Annotated in this window: 21 protein-coding genes, 2 tRNA genes and 1 riboswitch; of the genes, 18 read left to right on the top strand and 5 right to left on the bottom strand. The window is 49.0% G+C overall.

Annotated features, from left to right (window positions below; translation table 11 throughout):
- Positions 1-18: 18 nt before the first annotated feature.
- On the top strand, positions 19-1224 hold the full coding sequence (locus EKM96_RS02240) for an MFS transporter (protein WP_125639129.1): 1206 nt from the start codon (positions 19-21) through the stop codon (positions 1222-1224).
- Positions 1225-1430: 206 nt separating this feature from the next.
- Positions 1431-2708, top strand: a complete 1278-nt coding sequence (locus EKM96_RS02235) for a solute carrier family 23 protein (RefSeq protein ID WP_125639127.1) — start codon at positions 1431-1433, stop codon at positions 2706-2708.
- A 41-nt stretch (positions 2709-2749) separates the two neighbouring features.
- Here EKM96_RS02235 and EKM96_RS02230 read toward each other — a convergent pair whose 3' ends face one another.
- Together EKM96_RS02230 and EKM96_RS02225 are read right to left on the bottom strand one after the other, a co-directional pair.
- Complete coding sequence (locus tag EKM96_RS02230; RefSeq protein WP_125639126.1) at positions 2750-3085, bottom strand: AzlD domain-containing protein; 336 nt, start codon at positions 3083-3085, stop codon at positions 2750-2752.
- On the bottom strand, positions 3070-3780 hold the full coding sequence (locus tag EKM96_RS02225; RefSeq protein ID WP_125639123.1) for an AzlC family ABC transporter permease: 711 nt from the start codon (positions 3778-3780) through the stop codon (positions 3070-3072). Before EKM96_RS02225 ends, EKM96_RS02230 begins: the two co-directional genes overlap by 16 nt.
- 175 nt (positions 3781-3955) lie before the next feature.
- Between EKM96_RS02225 and EKM96_RS02220 the strand changes: the two genes are divergently transcribed.
- Positions 3956-4195 (top strand): MerR family transcriptional regulator, encoded by a 240-nt coding sequence (locus EKM96_RS02220; RefSeq protein WP_125639122.1) that lies wholly within the window; start codon positions 3956-3958, stop codon positions 4193-4195.
- Between the two features lie 134 nt (positions 4196-4329).
- Here the strand turns inward: EKM96_RS02220 and EKM96_RS02215 are convergent, their stop codons facing one another.
- Positions 4330-5052 (bottom strand): DUF4811 domain-containing protein, encoded by a 723-nt coding sequence (locus EKM96_RS02215; protein ID WP_125639119.1) that lies wholly within the window; start codon positions 5050-5052, stop codon positions 4330-4332.
- Positions 5052-6536: an MDR family MFS transporter gene (locus tag EKM96_RS02210; RefSeq protein ID WP_125639116.1), complete on the bottom strand. Its 1485-nt coding sequence runs from the start codon at positions 6534-6536 to the stop codon at positions 5052-5054. Before EKM96_RS02210 ends, EKM96_RS02215 begins: the two co-directional genes overlap by 1 nt.
- Before the next feature lie 224 nt (positions 6537-6760).
- On the opposite strand from EKM96_RS02210, the gene EKM96_RS02205 reads away from it, so the two are divergent.
- The 9 genes from EKM96_RS02205 to EKM96_RS02165 all read left to right on the top strand — a co-directional run bounded on the left by EKM96_RS02205 (position 6761) and on the right by EKM96_RS02165 (position 13620).
- The gene (locus EKM96_RS02205; protein ID WP_125639113.1) at positions 6761-7201 is read left to right on the top strand and encodes a MerR family transcriptional regulator; all 441 of its coding nucleotides are present in this window, start codon (positions 6761-6763) and stop codon (positions 7199-7201) included.
- Positions 7202-7769: 568 nt separating this feature from the next.
- The gene (locus tag EKM96_RS02200; RefSeq protein ID WP_125639110.1) at positions 7770-8333 is read left to right on the top strand and encodes a GNAT family N-acetyltransferase; all 564 of its coding nucleotides are present in this window, start codon (positions 7770-7772) and stop codon (positions 8331-8333) included.
- Between the two features lie 108 nt (positions 8334-8441).
- Positions 8442-9005: a GNAT family N-acetyltransferase gene (locus EKM96_RS02195; protein WP_125639107.1), complete on the top strand. Its 564-nt coding sequence runs from the start codon at positions 8442-8444 to the stop codon at positions 9003-9005.
- Between the two features lie 204 nt (positions 9006-9209).
- On the top strand, positions 9210-9779 hold the full coding sequence (locus EKM96_RS02190; protein WP_125639104.1) for a GNAT family N-acetyltransferase: 570 nt from the start codon (positions 9210-9212) through the stop codon (positions 9777-9779).
- A 189-nt stretch (positions 9780-9968) separates the two neighbouring features.
- Positions 9969-10859 carry a cation diffusion facilitator family transporter gene (locus EKM96_RS02185; RefSeq protein ID WP_125639100.1) on the top strand — a complete coding sequence of 297 codons (891 nt, stop codon included), beginning with the start codon at positions 9969-9971 and terminating at the stop codon, positions 10857-10859.
- A gap of 53 nt (positions 10860-10912) precedes the next feature.
- Complete coding sequence (locus EKM96_RS02180) at positions 10913-11560, top strand: metal-dependent transcriptional regulator (protein ID WP_125639098.1); 648 nt, start codon at positions 10913-10915, stop codon at positions 11558-11560.
- 62 nt (positions 11561-11622) lie between these two features.
- Positions 11623-12375, top strand: a complete 753-nt coding sequence (locus tag EKM96_RS02175; protein WP_125639094.1) for a threonine/serine exporter family protein — start codon at positions 11623-11625, stop codon at positions 12373-12375.
- A 13-nt stretch (positions 12376-12388) separates the two neighbouring features.
- Positions 12389-12838 (top strand): threonine/serine exporter family protein, encoded by a 450-nt coding sequence (locus tag EKM96_RS02170; protein WP_125639091.1) that lies wholly within the window; start codon positions 12389-12391, stop codon positions 12836-12838.
- 113 nt (positions 12839-12951) lie between these two features.
- The gene (locus EKM96_RS02165) at positions 12952-13620 is read left to right on the top strand and encodes a phosphatase PAP2 family protein (protein WP_125639089.1); all 669 of its coding nucleotides are present in this window, start codon (positions 12952-12954) and stop codon (positions 13618-13620) included.
- Between the two features lie 53 nt (positions 13621-13673).
- Here the strand turns inward: EKM96_RS02165 and EKM96_RS02160 are convergent, their stop codons facing one another.
- A complete protein-coding gene (locus tag EKM96_RS02160; protein WP_125639086.1) occupies positions 13674-14468 on the bottom strand; it encodes an alpha/beta hydrolase in 795 nt (264 codons plus the stop codon).
- An 86-nt stretch (positions 14469-14554) separates the two neighbouring features.
- Here EKM96_RS02160 and EKM96_RS02155 point away from each other — a divergent pair, with 86 nt between their 5' ends.
- From EKM96_RS02155 to EKM96_RS02130, 6 genes are all read left to right on the top strand, one after another.
- Entirely contained in the window at positions 14555-15103 is a 549-nt protein-coding gene (locus EKM96_RS02155; protein ID WP_125639082.1) for a GNAT family N-acetyltransferase, read from the top strand.
- A gap of 55 nt (positions 15104-15158) precedes the next feature.
- Positions 15159-15339: riboswitch (Lysine riboswitch) on the top strand.
- Between the two features lie 118 nt (positions 15340-15457).
- Complete coding sequence (locus EKM96_RS02150) at positions 15458-16957, top strand: amino acid permease (RefSeq protein WP_382336181.1); 1500 nt, start codon at positions 15458-15460, stop codon at positions 16955-16957.
- A 225-nt stretch (positions 16958-17182) separates the two neighbouring features.
- Positions 17183-17815, top strand: a complete 633-nt coding sequence (locus EKM96_RS02145; RefSeq protein WP_125639079.1) for a deoxynucleoside kinase — start codon at positions 17183-17185, stop codon at positions 17813-17815.
- Positions 17816-18107: 292 nt separating this feature from the next.
- Positions 18108-19379 carry a serine--tRNA ligase gene (serS, locus tag EKM96_RS02140; RefSeq protein ID WP_125639076.1) on the top strand — a complete coding sequence of 424 codons (1272 nt, stop codon included), beginning with the start codon at positions 18108-18110 and terminating at the stop codon, positions 19377-19379.
- Positions 19380-19672: 293 nt separating this feature from the next.
- Positions 19673-19745 (top strand) — tRNA-Val (locus tag EKM96_RS02135).
- 37 nt (positions 19746-19782) lie between these two features.
- Positions 19783-19864 (top strand) — tRNA-Leu (locus EKM96_RS02130).
- The last annotated feature ends 16 nt before the right edge of the window (positions 19865-19880 follow it).

Here is a 19880-nt window from a genome sequence, read left to right as displayed (position 1 = left end):
ACGAAAGAGGTGGGGTCTATGCAAACGGTCAAGTCGACCCCCAAGTCCTTTAATTATCCACTTTTATTAGCGCCATTCATTTCTCGATTAGGGGATGCGCTCTACCTGTTCGGGTTGAATTGGTTCGTGGTCAAGGCCACGGACAATGCGTCCTTGCTAGGCATCATTCAGGCCACCGGTGGGGTGGTTTTGTTTTTTGGTGACCTCCTATGCGGGGTCGTCGTTGATAACTTGAATCGCAAATGGATTGTGGTGAGTGCCGAGTTGTTGAGCATCTTGGGCTGCCTAGGGTGTGCCTTTTGGCTCAATCCTCAGCGGATCACGGCCGCGCCGTTAATCACCCTGACCATCCTCTTAGACATTGGCCTCGCGTTCAGTCTGCCAGCGGCCAAGGCGATGATTCCGGAGTTGATTACGCTGAGTGGCCGGCAACGGTTTAATGCGGTTAGCAACACACTAATTGATTTGGCAGATATCTGTGCCCCATTGCTGGGTGGACTGTTGTTGACGCTTCATTGGTTAGACTTGCGGGGGTTCTTGTTGCTAAATGCCGGGTCCTTTGTGTTGTCATTCATCCTCTATCTGAGCATTCGTTATCAGGCGCCATCCGGCAAGTCATCGCAATTAGGGGTCCGGGATAGCCTGGTGACGGGATGGCAATATGTCTGGCGGCGGCCGGGGTTAGTGGAGACCATCGCTTTGGGCGGCCTGATCAATGTCCTGTTCGCGGCGGTCAGACTCGTTTTGCCGTATGACGTTCAGCACCTATACGCTGGTGATTCGAGTCGCTATAGCTATCTGTTGGTGATGTTGGCGGTTGGTGGGATTCTAGGGGGACTGCGCTTGACCCTGGACCACAGAGACCCGCAGCGCCGTGATAATTATCTGGATCTGGCTCTCGCCGGTGGGGCTTTGGCCCTGGCGGGACTGTGGCCGAACTACTGGATTTTATTTGGTGTCAGTGCGGTCTTTGGTTTCTGCTATTCCTGTTTTGAGATTCGGGCAATTACCATTACCCAAAATCTCACGGCGCCGGAGTTTCTCGGGCGCATGTTTGGGATTCTCTTCCTGGCTATCGATGCTTTTCAACCGGTCGGAAGCTTTATCTTTGGGTTTGTCACGGATTGGCTAGCCAACCGGACGCTGATTATCATTGGCGGGTGTTTGTTAATTGGTTTATGGTTAATCAATGTGTGGTATCAACGGCTAACGGCGTCGAGATGATTGTCGGTCTGAAAGTCTTGACAGTCGTTTCGGGACTCCGTATAATTCGTAGAAATAGTTTCCTTTAACATTGTCCCGTGAGGCAATGAAGGGTGCACTCTCTGGCTAATGCTGGGCTAAATGTGAACGCTGAGTGGGCGCGACGTTACCTTACGGGACGGACGCGTCTTTTTTTTGGTCCCAAAACTACCTTGGAGGTTACCACTATGAAATCACCGTCACGTTATCGCAATCCGGATGCCCTCATCGATATTTGGGAGCGTCCCAGTTGGGGCCAATGGTTTGGCCTATCGCTACAGCATTTATTCTCGATGTTCGGTTCCACGGTCCTGGTTCCCATCCTGGTCGGCCTGAATCCCGGGATTGCTCTCTTCAGTTCAGGGGTTGGCACGCTGATGTACATATTAATTACGCGTGGTAAGATTCCCGCGTACATGGGGTCTAGTTTCTCATTCATTGTCCCGATGGTGGCCTTAATGAAGACCACTGGGTATCCCGGGATTGCTCAGGGGACGATGGCCGTTGGCCTGGTATATCTGATCGTTGCCCTGATTGTTGCTCAATTCGGGTCCGATTGGATTAACAAGGCTCTACCACCGGTTGTGGTTGGCCCAATGGTGATGGTGATTGGTCTGTCGTTGGCCAGCAGCGCGGCACAGAAGGCCACCGTTGACAGCAATGGCACGTACCATTGGCAGTTCTTCCTGGTCGCGATGCTGACCTTACTGCTGACCATTGGGTTTAACCTTTATCTAAAGGGCTTTCTTGGGTTGATTCCAATCCTGCTGGGAATTGTTGGGGGGTACCTGATTGCCGTGGTCGCGGGGTTGGTTAATTTCAAACCCGTTTTAGAGGCAGCGTGGTTCCAGTTACCTAAGTTTGAGTTTCCTGGAATCAGCTATCCCTTACACTTTTATTGGGGAGCGGTGATTAGTCTGGCACCAATTGCCTTTGTCACCATGACCGAACACATTGGGCACATCACGGTCCTGAATGACATTACGCATCGGGACTTCTTCAAGGACCCGGGGCTTAACCATACGCTGGCGGGGGATGGCTTGGCCTCGATCATGGCCAGCTTTGTTGGCGGACCGCCAGTGACCTCATACGGTGAAAACGTGGGCGTGTTGGCGATTACCCGGGTACACAGTGTGTATGTCTTAATCGGAGCGGCCACGTTTGCCATTATTTTTAGCTTTGTGGGTAAACTCAGCGCCCTAATCGACAGCATCCCCAATCCGGTTATCGGGGGGATTAGCTTCCTATTGTTTGGGGTGATCGCCTCCAGTGGCCTACGAATCCTCATTGAGAAGCACGTGGACTTTAATCAGAAACGTAATCTGATGATTGCGTCCGCCATTCTAGTGATTGGGATTGGGAACGCCTACCTGAAGGTGGGTCAGTATGAGTTTTCCGGCCTGGCCGTGGCCGCTGTCCTGGGGATCATTCTGAACCTGGTCTTGCCCTACGAGAAAAAGGCGTAAATTAAAAAAGAGCAGTCACCGTGGTTAGCGGTGCTGCTCTTTTAGCTTCCAAGGGTAAAGTAGCGAATGATGGCCATGGCCATGATGCCAACGACCACCACCATCAGGAGACTCTTGGTGAGAACCCCAGCGATGGTCGCAGGAATCGCGGCCAAAAAGTTGGCGACGTTCAGAGTCGCCAGGTGACCCGTGTGGCCAACGAAGAGACTCTCACAGGTCAGGGCCGTCATGATGGTAATGGGAACGAAGGTCAAGAAGTCGAGGAGCCAGCTTGGCATTCGCATCTGTTTCACGAAGGCGAAGGGCAGTGACCGTGACAACAGGGTCACGGCACCACAACCAAGAATCGCCCAGAGTTCGGTTAACGTGATTGCCATTTTCTCAGCTCCATTCCGAATAGGCAACCGGCAACAGTTGCGATTAATAAGGCAAAGTTTTGACTCACGACACTCAAGAGGAGGTAGTAGGCCAAGGCGACAAAGGCCATCACCTGTAATTGTAGGGGAATCCCCAATTTGCGGTCACCGATCAGTTGGAGGTAAACCAGCCCGATAAACATGGCCGTGAGGGCAAAGTCGAAGCCGAAACGGGTGGGGTTCGCAATCAGGCCGCCTAGTAGCGCACCAGCCAACGTTGCCAGTCCCCAGACCAGGTAGGCGACCAGGTTGGCGGCCGTCTGCCAGGCGAAGCTCAGGCGGCCATGAGTGAGGTTCTGCTTGCTCATGGCAAGGGCAAAGGTCTCATCCGTTAGGAGTGATCCGATAAATAGATTCTTACCCAAACTTTCATGGCGGAAGTATTGAGCCAGACTGGTACTCATGAGGATCATCCGGGAGTTCACTAAGAAGGTGGAGAGAAAGATTCCGGATAGTGGATCATGGAGCAGGAGCATACTGGTGATAATAAACTGAGCCGATCCGGCATAAACCAGGAAGGATAGCCCCGCCACGACCAGTAAACTCAGGTGACTAGTGTGGGCAACAATCCCAAAGGCCAGTCCCACACCAATATAGCCAAAGACCGTTGGCAAGACGTCTTGCACCCCGGATCTAAAGGTTAAAGAAGGACTCATAGACAGGTTTCCTTTCTTGTAAAATGAGAAGATTTTAATCTTTAGTTTAGCCCTCTGGCGGCGTTCCGTAAACCCAAAATTTGACCCGAAAAAAATCGCAAGAAAAAAGGTTGCATTTGTCTAAAGGGGGTTGTATGATACTCTCATTGACAATAAAGAAAGCGAGGGTACAGTGATGAAGATGAACTTGACTGAATTATCTGCGGTTGCACATGTTGATGCTAATCGCGTAGAAGAATACGTGAACAATGGGTTGCTGGGAGAGGAACACTCAACCACCGAATTCGACGATTCAGACTTATACTGGATTGACATGATTCAATGTTTCCAGGATAACGGGACATCTTTAGCTGACCTCTCAGGGCTGCTGCCACGGTGTCGCCGTGGGCAATCCCAGCTGACTCAAGCCAACTAGTGTTGGTAACGAAATCGTAAATTTTAAATGACAGACGCTCAGTGATTAGCACTGGGCGTTTTTATTTGCCGTCAATTAAAAAGGACGTGTCATTCCACTAACAGATAGTAGAATGGCACGTCCTTTTTGGGTAATTACTTCTTAATTTGTTGAATCAGTTTTTGCATGGCTTGAGCCTGGAAGGCCGCAGCGGCTTGCTTGGTCACTTGCTTCTGTTGAGCAGCCGTCATTGATGGATTCTTCTGCATAGCAGCCATCATTTGTTGCTTAACGTAGGCAGTGGCGGCAGCCTTTTGCTTGGCCTGGAAGCTCTTGGAACTGGCCATCTTCTGGAGTTGCTTGGCCTGACTCGTGCTCAAGACCGTCCAGTTCTTGTTGAGGTAGATGGTGTTGGTTTCCTTGACATACTTGTGACCGTTACCGGCCAACCCAAACCAGAACTTGCTGGTATTGTTCTTGTATTCACGGTAAACCTTCTTCGTCACGATCCGGTTCGTACCGGTCGTCCGCTTAACCACGTTCTTGGTGGTAATCTTAGCGGCCGTGTGACTGGTTTTCTTGGCGTTGGCACTGGTCTTGTAAACGTAGACCCGGTGCTTGTCGGCCGTCCCAACAGATTGGTAAATCATCATGGGCATCTGCTTAGAAGGGGAAGCAGAGTAAATGTTTTGCGTGCTCGTTTCGGTCACGTTGTGCATGCCGAGGTGTTCACGGTCATTTTGCATCATGAAGAAGATGCTGAGTAGTAGGGCAATAATTGATAATCCTGTTAAAGCGTTGCTGACAGCTTTATTTTCAATGTAAACAAAGAAGATAAATGAAAGAACAACCAGGATAATAATCGCAAAGATAATCATTAGGCGGCACCTCCCTGAGTAGAGTCCTCATCGGCAAGGTGCTCGGAGCGGTTCTTGCCCTTCAAGAAGAAGGCGATAATCAAAGCGATGAAGCTAAAGCCGATGGCAATCCAGAATGCCGCATGGTAACCGGAAAGAGTGGCATTAATGGCACTGTTAGCATAGCTCAGCGGGTTCGTCGTTAAGACGTGCTTGGCTGGCATGCTACCCTTAGTGACGTTAGTCAAGACACTGATCAAGATGGCCGTCCCAACGGAACTAGCGACTTGCCGTTGGGTGTTGTTAACGGCGGTCCCATGGCTGATCATGTTCAGTGGCAAGGCGTTCATCCCAGCGGTAGTGGCTGGCATCATGACCATGGCAATCCCGAACATCCGGATGGCGTAGAGTAAGACAATGTAGATAGTTGCGGTATCCTTGGTAATCCAAACGAATGGTAAGGTCCCAAGAGTCAAGAGGAACATCCCCATGACGGCTAAGCGCTTAGCCCCGAAGCGGTCAAAGGCCCGACCGGTGATTGGACTCATAATCCCCATCATTAAGGCCCCGGCTAACAGCGTTAAGCCAGAGTGAAAGGCTGACATTCCTTTGACCATTTGTAGGTATAAGGGAATAACCATTTCGACCCCGACCATGGCCATGTTAACGACGGAGCTTAAGATGGCTGAAACCGTGAATTCACGAGACTTGTAAACCCGGAAGTTCAGGAATGGTTCGTCCATGACTAATTGACGCCAGATGAATAGGCCAACGAAGACGGCCCCAATGGCTAAGGTTGAAAGCACGATGGCACTGCCCCAGCCGTCGTCCCCAACGGATGAGAAGCCGTAGAGCATGCTCCCAAACCCAATCGTGGACAGGATAACAGAGATGAAGTCCAAAGGTTCCTTGTGTGTTTCCAGGACACTGCGCATGATCCAGAAGCTTGCAATCACGACGATGGCCACGATTGGCACGATCATGCCGAATAAGTCACGCCAGGTCCAGTTGTCGATGACCCAACCAGATAAGGTTGGCCCAATGGCAGGGGCAAGTCCGATAACAATCCCGGCAAGCCCCATGGCGGTCCCCCGCTGGTTAGCAGGGAAGATCGTTAGCATCATCGTTTGTAGTAAGGGCATGGAAACCCCAACACCGACTGCTTGGACTAACCGACCAATGAGCAACATTGGGAAGCTAATGGCTGTCCAGCAAAGAACCGTTCCTAATAGGAAGGTCGACATTGCGGCAATGTAGAGCCACTTGGTGCTGACCGTCGTCAGTAACCAGGCACTAATCGGGATCATGATCCCGTTAACCAGTAAGAAACCGGTGGTTAACCATTGAACCGTTGACGTCGAAACGTCAAAAGCCTTCATTAATGTTGGATAGGCGGTACTTAAGATGGTTTGATTCAAAACAGTACAGAAAGTCCCAATCAATAGAAGAATAACCAGTAAACTCCGATTGTAGGGTTTTCCGTTGGTATCAGTTGCATTTCCCAAAATTTTTCCCTCTTTTATCATTAAAATTATTTCTGGGAATAACTATACTCAGATTCACTAACTTTGTCAACAACCTTGACAAGAGTTTTAAATTATCTATACTGATTAGAGAAAAGCGAGCATTGATCTAAAATAATCTGGTAAAAATCACAACGCTTTCATTATGATGATACCGGACGGGGATGGATTAAGGGCGGAGGAAAAAGGATGGTGGAACAGCGACCATGAATGAAGATTTAAAGACACTATTAAAGAAGATTCCGATGGAAACCTTAATTTTTGGCATCGGGGACGTTGCAGAGGCAACGGGTGTTTCACAGAGTCAAATCCGGTATTGGGAACGTAAGGGCTATATCCACAGTCAGGCTCTGGCAGATGGCCACAATCGGAAGTTTAGCTATGAGACATTGCTGACGGTTCAACAGATTAAAGCCTACCTAGATGATGGCTATACGTTGGTCGGTGCCGTTAAGTTGGCCCAACGGCGTCATAATTACCTGGAGACACTGAGGTCTTTCTTTGAGGACCGCTTTGAAGAGTTGACCATAGAAGAGGATACGGCCGAGATTGACCTTGGGCCATTCAACCCAACGCCGGATCAACACCTATTTGCGAATAAGGTCGGCGAACACTGGGAATTTCGACTCGGCGAGGCCACAAATTAGGCCGAGTTCATTGTTTATCAGGCTTAACAATGGTAGTCTGAAGGCACGGGAGATTTTGTGTGTTGGGCAGAAAAAACTTTCGATACCAATCGATCTTCTGGCTGGATTGGTGGTCAATCATGTTGTTGACGTGTTGTGAAACCAGGCGAATAACCATTAGTAATAGCGCGTTTATTCTTGCGCATGGACTACGTTGATGAATGTCAGCGTAAGCGATCGTGAAACTAAAACGACGTGTTTTTGGAAAATTAAAGTTTTTTGATTTTTCGCTCGCCCAAGGCTACTCCCGTGGCGCTCACTCAAGTTTAGAAAGTTCTTGAGTGGGTGCTTTTTTTATACGCTTTTTTCATGAAATCCCGGAATGAACTCGGATATTTTTATGAAAAAAGGGATCGGTTATGAGCGTTTGATGAGAAATGGTGATCGTTGAATCCCATGTGCGCCAAGGCTTTCGCAACTTTTTTCAAAAAAGCAATCAAATTCAGAACATAATCCGTTGCTTTTTGAAGCGGACGTGTTAATATTGCTAAATTGCATCAAATTAAAAATATAAAGGATGGTGTTAGACATGCTGTTACGACAAGCTACTATGGCAGATTTGCCACAAATTGAATCTATTATCCGGGACGGTCGGCAACTATTAGCCGATCAGAACATTGATCAATGGCAAGGGACGTACCCAGGCACATCGGTCCTCGTTGATGATATTCATCAAGGGTTCACGGTTGTTTTGGAAGAAGACAACGAAATCTTGGGGACCGCTGCAGTTATTCCGGGGGAAGACGTTAGCTATAGACAAATCGAAGGCCAGTGGTTGACGAAGGATGCGCCTTATTTGGCCATTCATCGTGTGGCAGTGTCTAGCCACCATCACGGTCGCGGCTTAGCCGGTGAACTTTTCCAACGGGTCTTCGATCAGATTGACCACGCAAAAGATATCGAAGCCATTCGGATCGACACCCATCCGGACAACAAGGCCATGCAACACATCATCAAGAAGAACGGTTTCACCGAAACCGGCATGGTTAAGTTGTTAGGGATGGACCTCGACAATGTGAAGGACTTCGCCTACGAACGGTTGACGGCCAACACCAAGGCCGAACATAAGGTTCAGGGCGAGACGGTTCAATAGATTGAGTCGCTGGTTTAAATAGCTGAATAAAAACTGTTGCTTTTTAAAATATAAATGATATGATATCTAAATTGTTTTAAAACGAAAATATAAAGGATGGTGTTAGACATGCTGTTACGACAAGCTACTATGGCAGATTTGCCACAAATTGAATCTATTATCCGGGACGGTCGGCAATTATTGGCCGACCAGAACATTGACCAATGGCAGGGGAGTTACCCTGGTACTTCGGTCCTCGTTGATGATATTCATCAAGGATTCACGGTTGTCTTGGAAGAAGACAACGAAATCTTGGGGACCGCTGCGGTGATTCCGGGCGAAGACGTTAGTTACCAGCAAATCGAGGGTCAGTGGTTGACGAAGGACGCGCCATACTTGGCCATTCATCGTGTGGCAGTGTCTAGCCACCATCACGGTCGCGGCTTAGCCGGCGAACTTTTCCAGCGGGTCTTCGAGCAGATTGACCACGCCAAGGATATCGAGGCCATTCGGATCGACACCCATCCGGACAACAAGGCGATGCAACACATTATCAAGAAGAATGGTTTTACCGAAACTGGCATGGTTAAGCTGTTGGGGATGGACCTCGACAATGTAAAGGACTTTGCCTACGAACGGTTGACGGCCAACACCAAAGCTGAACATAAGGTTCAGACCGAAGCTATTCAATAGAAGAAATAGTTGGGCCTTAAAGGGTGATCAAGTCACTAAATGAGGCAAACCAATAGTTTTTAAAAGACGACAATACTGCATGGCTCCTAAGGAAGGTTAACCCTTCCAATTTTGAGGAGGCACAACAGTATTGTTTTTTTGTTGTAAAAACGTTAAGATGAAAAAAAGCGAGTGATTTACTAGCTATAAAGGATGGTGTTAGATATGCGGTTACGTAAAGCTACTATGGAAGACTTACCACACATTGAATCATTGATTGCTGATGGTCGTGATCATTTAGCGGCTCAAGGAATCGATCAGTGGCAGAAGACTTATCCTCATCAAGATGACCTGATCAAAGATATCAAGAATGGTTGGACAGTCATTAATGTTGACGAAGAGACAGGGGAACTGCTGGGAACGTGTGCAGTTATTCCAGGACCTGACGCAACGTATGCAGAAATTGATGGACAATGGTTGACTAAGGACGCGACCTATGTGGCCGTACACCGGGTTTCCGTATCTAGAGCACATCGTGGCAAGGGCTTGACCAGCAAACTCTTCCAAGAAATTTTCGACCGGGTAGATACCATGCCAACGATCGAAAGTATTCGGATCGATACCAATGAAAAGAATACGGCTATGCAACACATTATTACGAAGAATGGGTTCACCGCTACTGGCAAGGTCACTTTGAAGCGGGCTGATGTCTACGGCGTTAAGAACTTTGCTTATGAAAAGCTCACGGCCAACATCAAACCAGAACATTTGACGCAGACTGAGGCTGCCCAATAAATTTAACCAGCGACATTTAAACTCATGCGATCGGTTCCCAATGGGAGCCGATTTTTTTGTGTAACGGTGAGTTGTCCCCATCACGGTTACCATAAGTGACTAACGAAACTTCTAACCATGCCTAAAACACACTTTTCATTCTCCCTAAACTCTGCCATAATGAACTTGAATTGATAGGGGGCGTAGACGGTGCAAGATCGTTTAACGGGCAGTCGCTTTTTCTTAGTAACGATTTTGAACGTGGTCATTACGGTATTCGAATTGGTTGGGGGACTCCTTTCAGGTAGTCTGTCGCTACTCTCGGATGCCTTTCATAATTTAGGGGATGCCTGTTCGGTCGTGCTGAGCTTTGTGGCCAATCGAATTGGTTGTCGGCAGCAAACGGCGTCGAAGACCTATGGCTATCGGCGGATTGAAATTCTCACGGCCCTATTGAATGCGGGCGTGTTAATTGTGATTTCACTGGCCCTGGTCGTTGAGGCTATCTGGCGCCTATTGCATCCGGAACCCATCAAGGGGGACATCATGTTGGTGGTCGCCATTGTGAGTTTCGCGGCCAACCTGGTCTCAACCCTGTTGTTGAATCACGGTGCTCAGCATAATTTAAATATTCGGGCAACTTATCTGCATTTAATGAGTGATGCCTTAGCCTCGCTAGGGGTTATTCTGGGGGCTGTGTTAATCACGGTCTGGCAGATTAGCTGGGTTGACCCGGTGATTACCATTCTCGTGGCGATCTATATCAGTTATGAGTCGTTACCCATCGTTCGGCAGACGTTCTCCATCTTGATGGAGGCGGCACCCAAGCTCGACTATGAGGGAATTGTCCAGGATCTTTGCCAGATTCCCGGCGTGGATGGGGTTCATCACTTACACGCTTGGTTAATCGACGAACATAATCTGGTCTTCTCGGTCCATGTCAACATGGACGATCGACGGCTGAGTGAAATCGAGCCGATTTACCGTGAGATTGAACAGGTCCTGAGCGAAAAATATGGGGTTTGCCACGTCACCATTCAGGCGGAGTATCATCGTGGTGAAGACGAGGATTTATTTTATCAACAAAACGATTGGCACTAGAACATTTTGGTCGTATCATTGGACCAGTGAATTTATAATGAGGTGAATGCGTCATGACTCCGATGAAGGAGGACTATTTAAAAATTATTTTTGAGCTAGGTGGCAAGCAGAAAAAAGTTTCTAATAAACAGATTGCTATCAGCTTGAATATCGCCGCGGGTTCCGTGACCGAAATGGTGAACAAGATGGCGACAGAGGGACTCGTGGAACACACGCCCTATGCCGGGATTTCGTTAACCAACAAGGGCATTCGACTAGCAGAGGATTTGGTGCGTAAACACCGAATCTGGGAAGACTTCTTAGTGGAAAAGCTTGGCTATGATTTGCCAGACGTCCATGATGAGGCCGAGGTCTTGGAGCACGTTACGAGTCCACGACTCATTGACTCTCTGGATGATATGCTGGGGAATCCGACGCATTGTCCCCATGGTGGCGTGATTCCGGACCGACTGGGTCACTATCATGAGGACAGTCACACGGTTCTGAATGAGGCCAAGGATGGCACGGTGGTGACCGTCGACCGGTTCATCGATAACCATGACCTGCTCACCTACCTGGGCGACTTGAAGCTAGACATCGGCGACCAATTGAAGGTCCTAAAGCACGACCCGTTTGAGGGCCCCGTGACCGTTAAGAATTTAACGGACGATGCCGAGCTGATTGTCAGCTACAAGGCGGCACACTACATCTTTGTTAAATAGCCATTTGGTACCACGACCGTTGATCGTCGTGGTTAATTTTTGAAAGATCGAGGGATAACGGGATGAATCGAGAACAACATGATCAACTAATCTTACACACCGCGTTAACGGCTGGCCGGATCATGCTAGAGAACGGGTCCGAAATCGAACGGGTGGAGGATACCATGATTCGAATTGCCACGAATGCTGGCGTCGAAGGTAGCCAGGTGTTTGTCACCATCACTGGGATTTTAATGGCCCTTAATGGCGAGCTGGGGGCTCAGATCGAGCCCATCAAGAAGCGAATCTTTGACCTGGAGAAGGTCTCTGTTGTGAACGATTTGTCCCGGCAATTTGCGGTCAAGAAGATTACCTTACAACAGTTTTCCAACCGGTTGGATCACCTTGATAGCGAGACCAAATACTTTCCATTCTGGCTCCAATTATTCGCGGCCGCATTAGTCAGTGGGCCGTTAGAGGTCGTTTTTCGGCATAATCTACCAGACTTTTGGATTACCTGTGTGGTGGGGATGCTTGGCTGGTGGGTCTACTATGTCTTGAATAAATTTATTCAAATTCGGTTCTTATCCGAATTTGCGGCCTCCGCAACGATTGGCATTCTGGCGTTGGTTGGGGTGCATTATGGCCTGGGTAATAGTGTCGATGACATCATCATTGGTGGGGTCATGCCGCTGGTTCCCGGGGTGCCACTGACCAACTCTGTTCGCGATGTGTTGGCCGGCAATCTGGTGAGTGGTCCTGCGCGGGCGATCGAAGCGTTAGTAAGTGCGGCTGCCATCGGTTTCGGGATCGCCATGGTCCTGCAATTCTTGTGAGAGGGGACTAACAATGACGATTACGCAATTTTTAATTGAGTCGATCGGGACTTATACGGCGACCGTTGCCTTTGGGATCTTGGTGAACATTCCCCGTAAGGCACTCAATACGGGTGGACTGATTGGCTTGCTAGGCTATCTAATCTATCGTTTCACCGTGCTAGGCGGCGGTGGCTATGTAGTTGGCAATCTATTGGGGGCCATGGCGATTGGTGTCGCCTCGCTTCAGTTTGCCCGCATGAAACGGATGCCGATGATTCTGTTTAACATTCCGGCCCTGGTGCCCTTGGTGCCTGGGGGACAGGCTTACCAAATGATTAAGAACTTTGCCCTGGGGCAAAATACGGTGGCCTTTAGCTACCTGATTCAGGTGATTATGATTTCCGGATCCATTGCCTTTGGCTTTTTATTATCCGAATTGGTTAATCGGGTCCAACAACGGTTTTGGCAACAACGCGGTTAGCGGTTATGAAATTATTAATACTGCCAGGGATTCTAGAAATATTTTGGCAGGATGGTATACTCATTTCTAGGGGTTTCCCAGAATCGGGTATGACGAAAGGAAAATAAAAGATAATGATGTTATTTAATCGGGATCGGGACCGACCGTGGAAGTTTGGTCTGACGACCATACTCTTCTTGATCGTCGCTTTTTACATAAAATCATCGAATGCGTTCGTGGGGTTTATTGACTCCTCGATTGTGGATGTGATTCAAAAGAACCAGCCAGGGTGGAAGACCTTACTCTATCGTGGCGTGACGATCTTAGCGGAGCCTAAGCTGGCCATTATTTGGGCATTAGTGCTCGGCTTTCTGTTGTGGGGCTTTAAGTTTAAGATTCCGGCACTGTGGTGCCTAGCAACCTTAGGTGGTGGGGATGTTATTGCCACCCTGGTGAAGCACCTGGTGAAGCGGGCGCGCCCATCCAGCCATCTGGCGATCGACAACGGCTACAGCTTTCCTAGTGGCCACGTCTTCGGGACGTTCCTGTTGGTGGCTATGATCTGGCTCATCCTGGTACCGATGCTGATGCATACCTGGCAGGCTTGGCTACTCCGGATTATTCTATTAATCTGGATGGCACTGGTCATGATTTCACGGGTTTACCTGAATGCCCACTTCCCAACCGATACGTTGGGGGCCGTGATGCTGGGTTACCTTTGGTTACAAATTGCTGAGGGCCTGTATATCCGGTTAGCGCCGGCCATGCAACATTGGCCACTCCTCAAGCATTCTGAAATTTAACGCAAAACGCCTGACCACGATAGTCGCGGTCAGGCGTTTTTTATTTTGAAAGTTTAATCTGACAGTTCTGTCAGCCATTCATGGGCCAGGTCCAACCAGTGCGCCACGTGTGGCAAGGCAGTTCCTGGTTTCCAGGCAGTGACGTCATTTGCCAATGCTAGGCCGTGTGGGCCATGATGGAATAAATGGAGGTCTGTATCGACATGTTGGTCAAGCGAGGCTTGAGCATAGGATAAGGCGTTTTGAACGGGGACCAGTGGGTCGGAACTGGTGGCCCAAATGAACGTGGGAACATTGTCGGGCGTGACTAACTTATCGGCGGCGATGGACGCGGGATCGGTTGTCCAGCTAGCCAAAACCTGGTTGTCTGTTGGGAAGCCAGCCGCGGGCGTTATGACCGGGTAGCCTAGGATGACGGCTTGCGGTTTAATCTGGTCCGGCGTGGTTCCGGCCCGACGATTGAAGGCCGGTTGGGCCCATAGGTCATTGAACAGGGCGACGATGTGGCCACCCACCGAGAAACCGGCAACGGCAATCTTGTCATCGGCGAGTTGCCAAGCGGCAGCGTTAGCCTTGAGTAACGCCATACTTTGGGCCAACTCAACGATCGGGGTCGGCAGCAGTGGGGTGGTCTCACCGACAAAACTATAGCGTAGATAGAAGGCCTGATAGCCCTTGGCAAACCAGGCCATGGCCAGATCTTCCGCCTGTTGTTCGGGGATGTGCGTGTATGACCCCCCGGGGACAATAATGATGGCCGGGTAGTCCTTGCCGCTATCGTTGGCCCGCAGATAACCCTTGAGGTAGGCTGATGAGTCATCGGCTAAACGCTTTGTGATTATTTCCAATTGCGAAACCTCCCAAAATAAGTCATGATGAACCTATAAGGTATTGTACCGCAGATGAGACTGTGGTGGGAAAGGGATGATGAGGCATGAACATTGTCATTGAAACACAGCGATTGGTCCTACGCCCGTTAACGGTGGGAGACTTGGCCGACTATCAACGATTGGTGGCGGACCCGGCGGTTGCCGTCCCGGCAGGATTACCCTTGCGGGCGTCTGCCGATCGAACGGCCGACTGGTTCAAGGCGGATCGTGAAAATCGGTTTGCCTTTGGTTTGGTGGCTAAACAGACCAATCAACTGATTGGCACGTTAATCTTTTATGAACACTTTGACCCAGAGGCCATCGATGTCTCGTCGTATGACCTGGGATTCTTGCTGGACCCGGCCTATTGGGGACAAGGGTTGATGCCGGAGGCGATTGCTGGCAGCCTGCAACGAATTGCGGATGATGGTGAGCAAAGCACAACGACTTTTTGGGCAACCTGTCGAATCGATAACGATCGATCCCGGCGAGTATTAGAAAAATTGGCTTTCAAAACGGTCAACGAGCACCTGTTGCCGATGAACGAGGAGAGCTCAGGACTAGTGCAACAGGCTTTGCTGCGCCTAGACCTGGCTAAACAGCAAAAAAATTAACTCTAATCGCAATTTAATGTTGCAATGTTTCGGGTGGATGGTATACTACTAGGTATCGAATAGAAGAGGTGCGGTCAACATCAGTCGCTTTCCCAAGGTGGGTAACACCGAAGCGGGAAAGTTAAAGGGGCGACCGCCGAAACCTGGAAGTGACTACCTCGCTTCCAGGTTGGGCCCTGGTTCAACAAATCAGGGACTGTCGCAGCCAAATACGGTTGCGGGGCGCTTTCAACGATATTGACTTGGAATAATGAATTTTCCAATCTCTTTCGCAAAGCAATTTGTGGAGGAGATTTTTTAGTTCTTTGGGTCGTTTCGAGAAGGTCCTTCTAAATATGAAGGAGGAAACATTTTATGGAACAAAGCATGTCAAACGCAACAACCAGCGAGGCCTCAGATCAGGTTAAGCGGGGACTCAAGACGCGACACGTATCGATGATTGCGTTAGGTGGTTGTATCGGGACTGGATTATTCGTTGCTAGTGGATCGGCTATTTCAAGCGCCGGGCCTGGTGGGGCACTCGTTGCTTACATCGGCATGGGGCTGATGGTCTACTTCCTGATGACTAGTCTGGGTGAAATGGCCACAAACATGCCGATTTCAGGTTCTTTCGCCGCATACTCTGCCAAGTACGTTGACCCGGCTTTAGGGTTTGCGATGGGATGGAACTATTGGTTTAACTGGGCCATTACGGTGGCTGTTGATATTTCAACCGCTGCACTGGTCATGAAGTTCTGGTTACCCGGCGTTCCTGGTTGGATTTGGAGTTTAATTGCCTTGGTCGTGGTCTTCACGATTAACGCGCTCTCCGTTCAAGCCTTTGGGGAAACCGAGTTCTGGATGTCACTGATCAAGGTTGTCACCATCTTCGTCTTCTTGGCGGTTGGACTCATGACGATTCTGGGTATCATGGGTGGTCATGCCACTGGGTTAGAAAACTTTACCTACAAGAAGGCCCCATTCGTTGGCGGATTTCCTGCCATCCTGAGTGTCTTCGTGGTTGCTGGGTTCTCATTCCAAGGGACTGAATTGGTTGGGATTACTGCTGGTGAGTCAAAAGACCCACAACACAGTGTTCCCAAGGCTATTAATCAGGTCTTCTGGCGGATTATTTTATTCTACATTTTAGCTATCTTTGTGATTGCCGCCGTACTGCCTTATACCAGTCCTGACTTATTGGGTTCCTCTGCCAGTGACGTGGCCATCAGTCCATTCACGTTGGTCTTCAGACGGGCAGGATTAGCTGCTGCTGCAAGTGTCATGAACGCCGTTATCCTGACATCCGTTATCTCGGCTGCCAACTCAGGGATGTATGCTTCCACCCGGATGCTTTACTCCTTGTCTAAGGAAGGTTATGCACCTAAGTTCTTCGAACGGACGGGCCATAACGGGATTCCTTACCCAGCTTTGTTTGCAACGACCATTGTGGCTGCCTTGACCTTCGTCAGCAGTATTGCCGGTCCTAAGATTTACATGTGGTTAGTGGCCGCCAGTGGTTTAACTGGTTTCATTGCATGGTTCGGGATTGCTTTGTCACACTTCCGTTTCCGTCGGGCATTCATCAAGCAAGGCCACAAGTTATCCGAATTGGCTTATCACGCAAAGTGGTTCCCAATTGGCCCAATCTTGGCCTTAGTTCTCTGTATCGCCGTGATTGTTGGGCAAGACCCACAGTCATTCTTCACCGGTCAATGGGAACAAGTCTTGGTGACCTACATTAGTGTGCCATTAGTTCTGGTGCTCTACTTTGGTTACAAGATCAAGAAGCATACCAAGTTAATTCCTCTAGATGAAGTCGATGTTTCGCCGGTTCACAAGGACGGAACTTTAAAGGAACATGCGTCAAACGATTAAATTAAAATTGTGTGGGCGATTTTAAATAAATAATAATGCGGCGACCAGTCGAGGAAACTTGACCGGTCGCCGTTTGTTATGTCGAGCAATGGCCAGAAGCCACAAACTGCTGAGGAGAAATCCCCCACGACATATTGTCTTTTACTGGCCAGGTTGGTACAATATGTGGTGTTGAAATTTTGACCGGGAAGATCTCGGTGCTTCAGTAAATAAAGGAGAGATTGCATGCTTGTACTATCCGGAACCATTGGTGCTGGCAAAACAAGTCTTACGAACTTGTTGGCCGACCATTTACACAAACCAGCCTTTTATGAATCGGTGGATGATAACAAAATCCTGCCGCTCTTCTACAAAAATCCGCAAAAGTATGCTTTCTTATTGCAGATCTACTTTTTGAACAAACGACTGGACAATATCAAGGCCGCAAACGCGGATAACGAAAGTGTCCTCGACCGTTCAATCTTCGAAGACTCCTTACTCTTCCACTTGAACGCCGACCTTGGCCGGGCAACCTCGACCGAAGTTGACATCTACGACTCTCTCCTGGCCAACATGATGCAAGAACTTCCGGATGCCGTTCATAAGAAGAACCCGGACCTCTTAATTCACATCAACATTTCCTTTGATACCATGTTGGAACGGATTAAGAAACGTGGCCGGTCCTACGAACAAATCGACCATGATCCAAGTTTGTATGAATACTACCAAAAGTTGGATCAACGCTACGTTAAGTGGTATGACGAATATGATAAGTCACCAAAGATGCAAATCGATGGGGACAAGTTAGACTTTGTCGAGGATCCGGTAGCTCGTCAAGAAGTGCTACACTTAATCGATGAAAAAATTGCCACACTTTAGTTAACGGTTGTCACAATTTGTTAACTGCGGTATGATAGGCACAATTAATAAACACGAGTCGTACCTAATCAAGTAGACGGACAGAGAAGCGGGGGAGCTGTGAACCGCGACGTCGAAAATTCCAGTACGAATAAACGTGGGCGGGTAATGCCGCACGGTGCAAACCGTTATCATGTTCAAGGGTGTGACTGGGTGAACCAGGCACGAACTTGGGTGGTACCGCGAAGGTCTTCGTCCCATGTGACGGAGGCCTTTTTTGGATCCATCCGACTAGTCGAAAGGGGAATAAACCATGTTAGATTTAAAGTTGATTCGTCAGGAACCAGACTTCATTAAGGAAAAATTAGCAACTCGTGGGGTCGACCCGCAAGATATCGATGACCTGTTGGGCTTGGACGCCAAGCGCCGGGAATTAATCGTTAAGAGTGAAACCATGAAGGCCCAGCGTAACACGGTGTCGGATGAAATTTCTCAGTTAAAGCGCAACAAGGAAAATGCCGATGACAAGATTACGGAAATGCGGCAGGTTAGCACCGAGATCAAGGATATCGATGCCCAATTGGATACCTTGAAGGAGCAGGTTCACGACGCTGCGGCGCATCTGCCTAACATTCCTAATGACAACGTGCCGGTTGGGTTGACCGAAGACGGTAGTGTAGAAATTCGCCAGTGGGGTGAGAAGCCTAATTTAGACTTCACGCCTAAGGCACACTACGAACTAGGGGAAGACCTCGGCATCTTGGACTTCGAAGCCGGGGCCAAGGTTTCCGGTAGCCGTTACTTGTACTACCTGGGGATGGGGGCTCGTTTGGAACGGGCCGTCTACAACTTCTTCTTGGATGAAAATACCAAGGCGGGCTTCACCGAAGTCTTGCCACCATACATCGTGAACGATGATTCCATGTACGGCACGGGGCAATTCCCTAAGTTTAAGGAAGACGTTTACCAACTGAAGGACGAAGCCATGACCCTGATCCCAACGGCCGAAGTGCCTTTGGTCAACTACTACCGTGACGAAGTCATTCCAGAAGAAAAGCTACCGGTGTGGTTCACCGCTTTGACCCCAGCCTTCCGTTCTGAGGCCGGGAGTGCTGGTCGCGATACCCGTGGCTTGATTCGGTTACATCAGTTCAACAAAGTCGAAATGGTGAAGTTCTGTAAGCCGGAAAACTCATGGGATGAGTTAGAGGCCTTAACTAAGCACGCTGAGAGCTTATTACAGAAGCTTGGGCTGGCTTACCATGTCATTACGCTGACGACCAGCGACATGAGCTTCACGGCCGCCATGACGCATGACCTCGAGGTCTGGTTCCCAGAACAAAACACGTACCGGGAAATCTCCAGTTGCTCGAACACCACCGACTTCCAAGCACGACGGGCACACATCCAATATCGTGACGAAAACGGCAAGTTACAATACGTTCACGCGTTGAATGGGTCCGGTTTGGCCGTTGGTCGGGCCGTTGCCGCAATTTTGGAAAACTACCAAAATGCCGATGGTTCTGTTACCGTTCCCGATGTCTTGGTTCCCTACATGGGCGGCGTGACCAAGATTACCAAATAATTCAATCACCTTTCAAAGGCTGTCGGCAGGTGCCGACAGCCTTTTTTGGTCGCCGAATGGGCTTCGACGGGGGACCGGGGCAATAAATTAGCGATTTAATAAACTTTTTTCTAAAAAGGTCTAGCAATTTAACAAAAGGTACGCTACAATATTAAATGTTGCTGAAAGAGTAGTTATTCAGTTCGCGGATATTTATTCAAAATATTCAAAAAAACTAGTTGACAACTTTTTCTCAGCATGGTAAATTATAATAGTTGTTTCGAGCGGTGTTACGACAACGCACGGAAGTTTATGGAGGATTAGCTCAGTTGGGAGAGCGTCTGCCTTACAAGCAGAGGGTCACAGGTTCGAGCCCTGTATCCTCCATTGGGACCTAGGTCCCTGGCGTTAGTTCGCCAACGTTGCAGGTGTGGCGGAACTGGCAGACGCGCTAGATTTAGGTTCTAGTGTCTTATGACGTGGGGGTTCGAGTCCCTTCACCTGCATAACCGAATATTGCAA

The organism is Levilactobacillus tangyuanensis (genome assembly GCF_003946545.1).
Classification (GTDB): Bacteria; Bacillota; Bacilli; order Lactobacillales; family Lactobacillaceae; genus Levilactobacillus; species Levilactobacillus tangyuanensis.
This window is presented reverse-complemented; position numbering and strand designations above follow the sequence as displayed.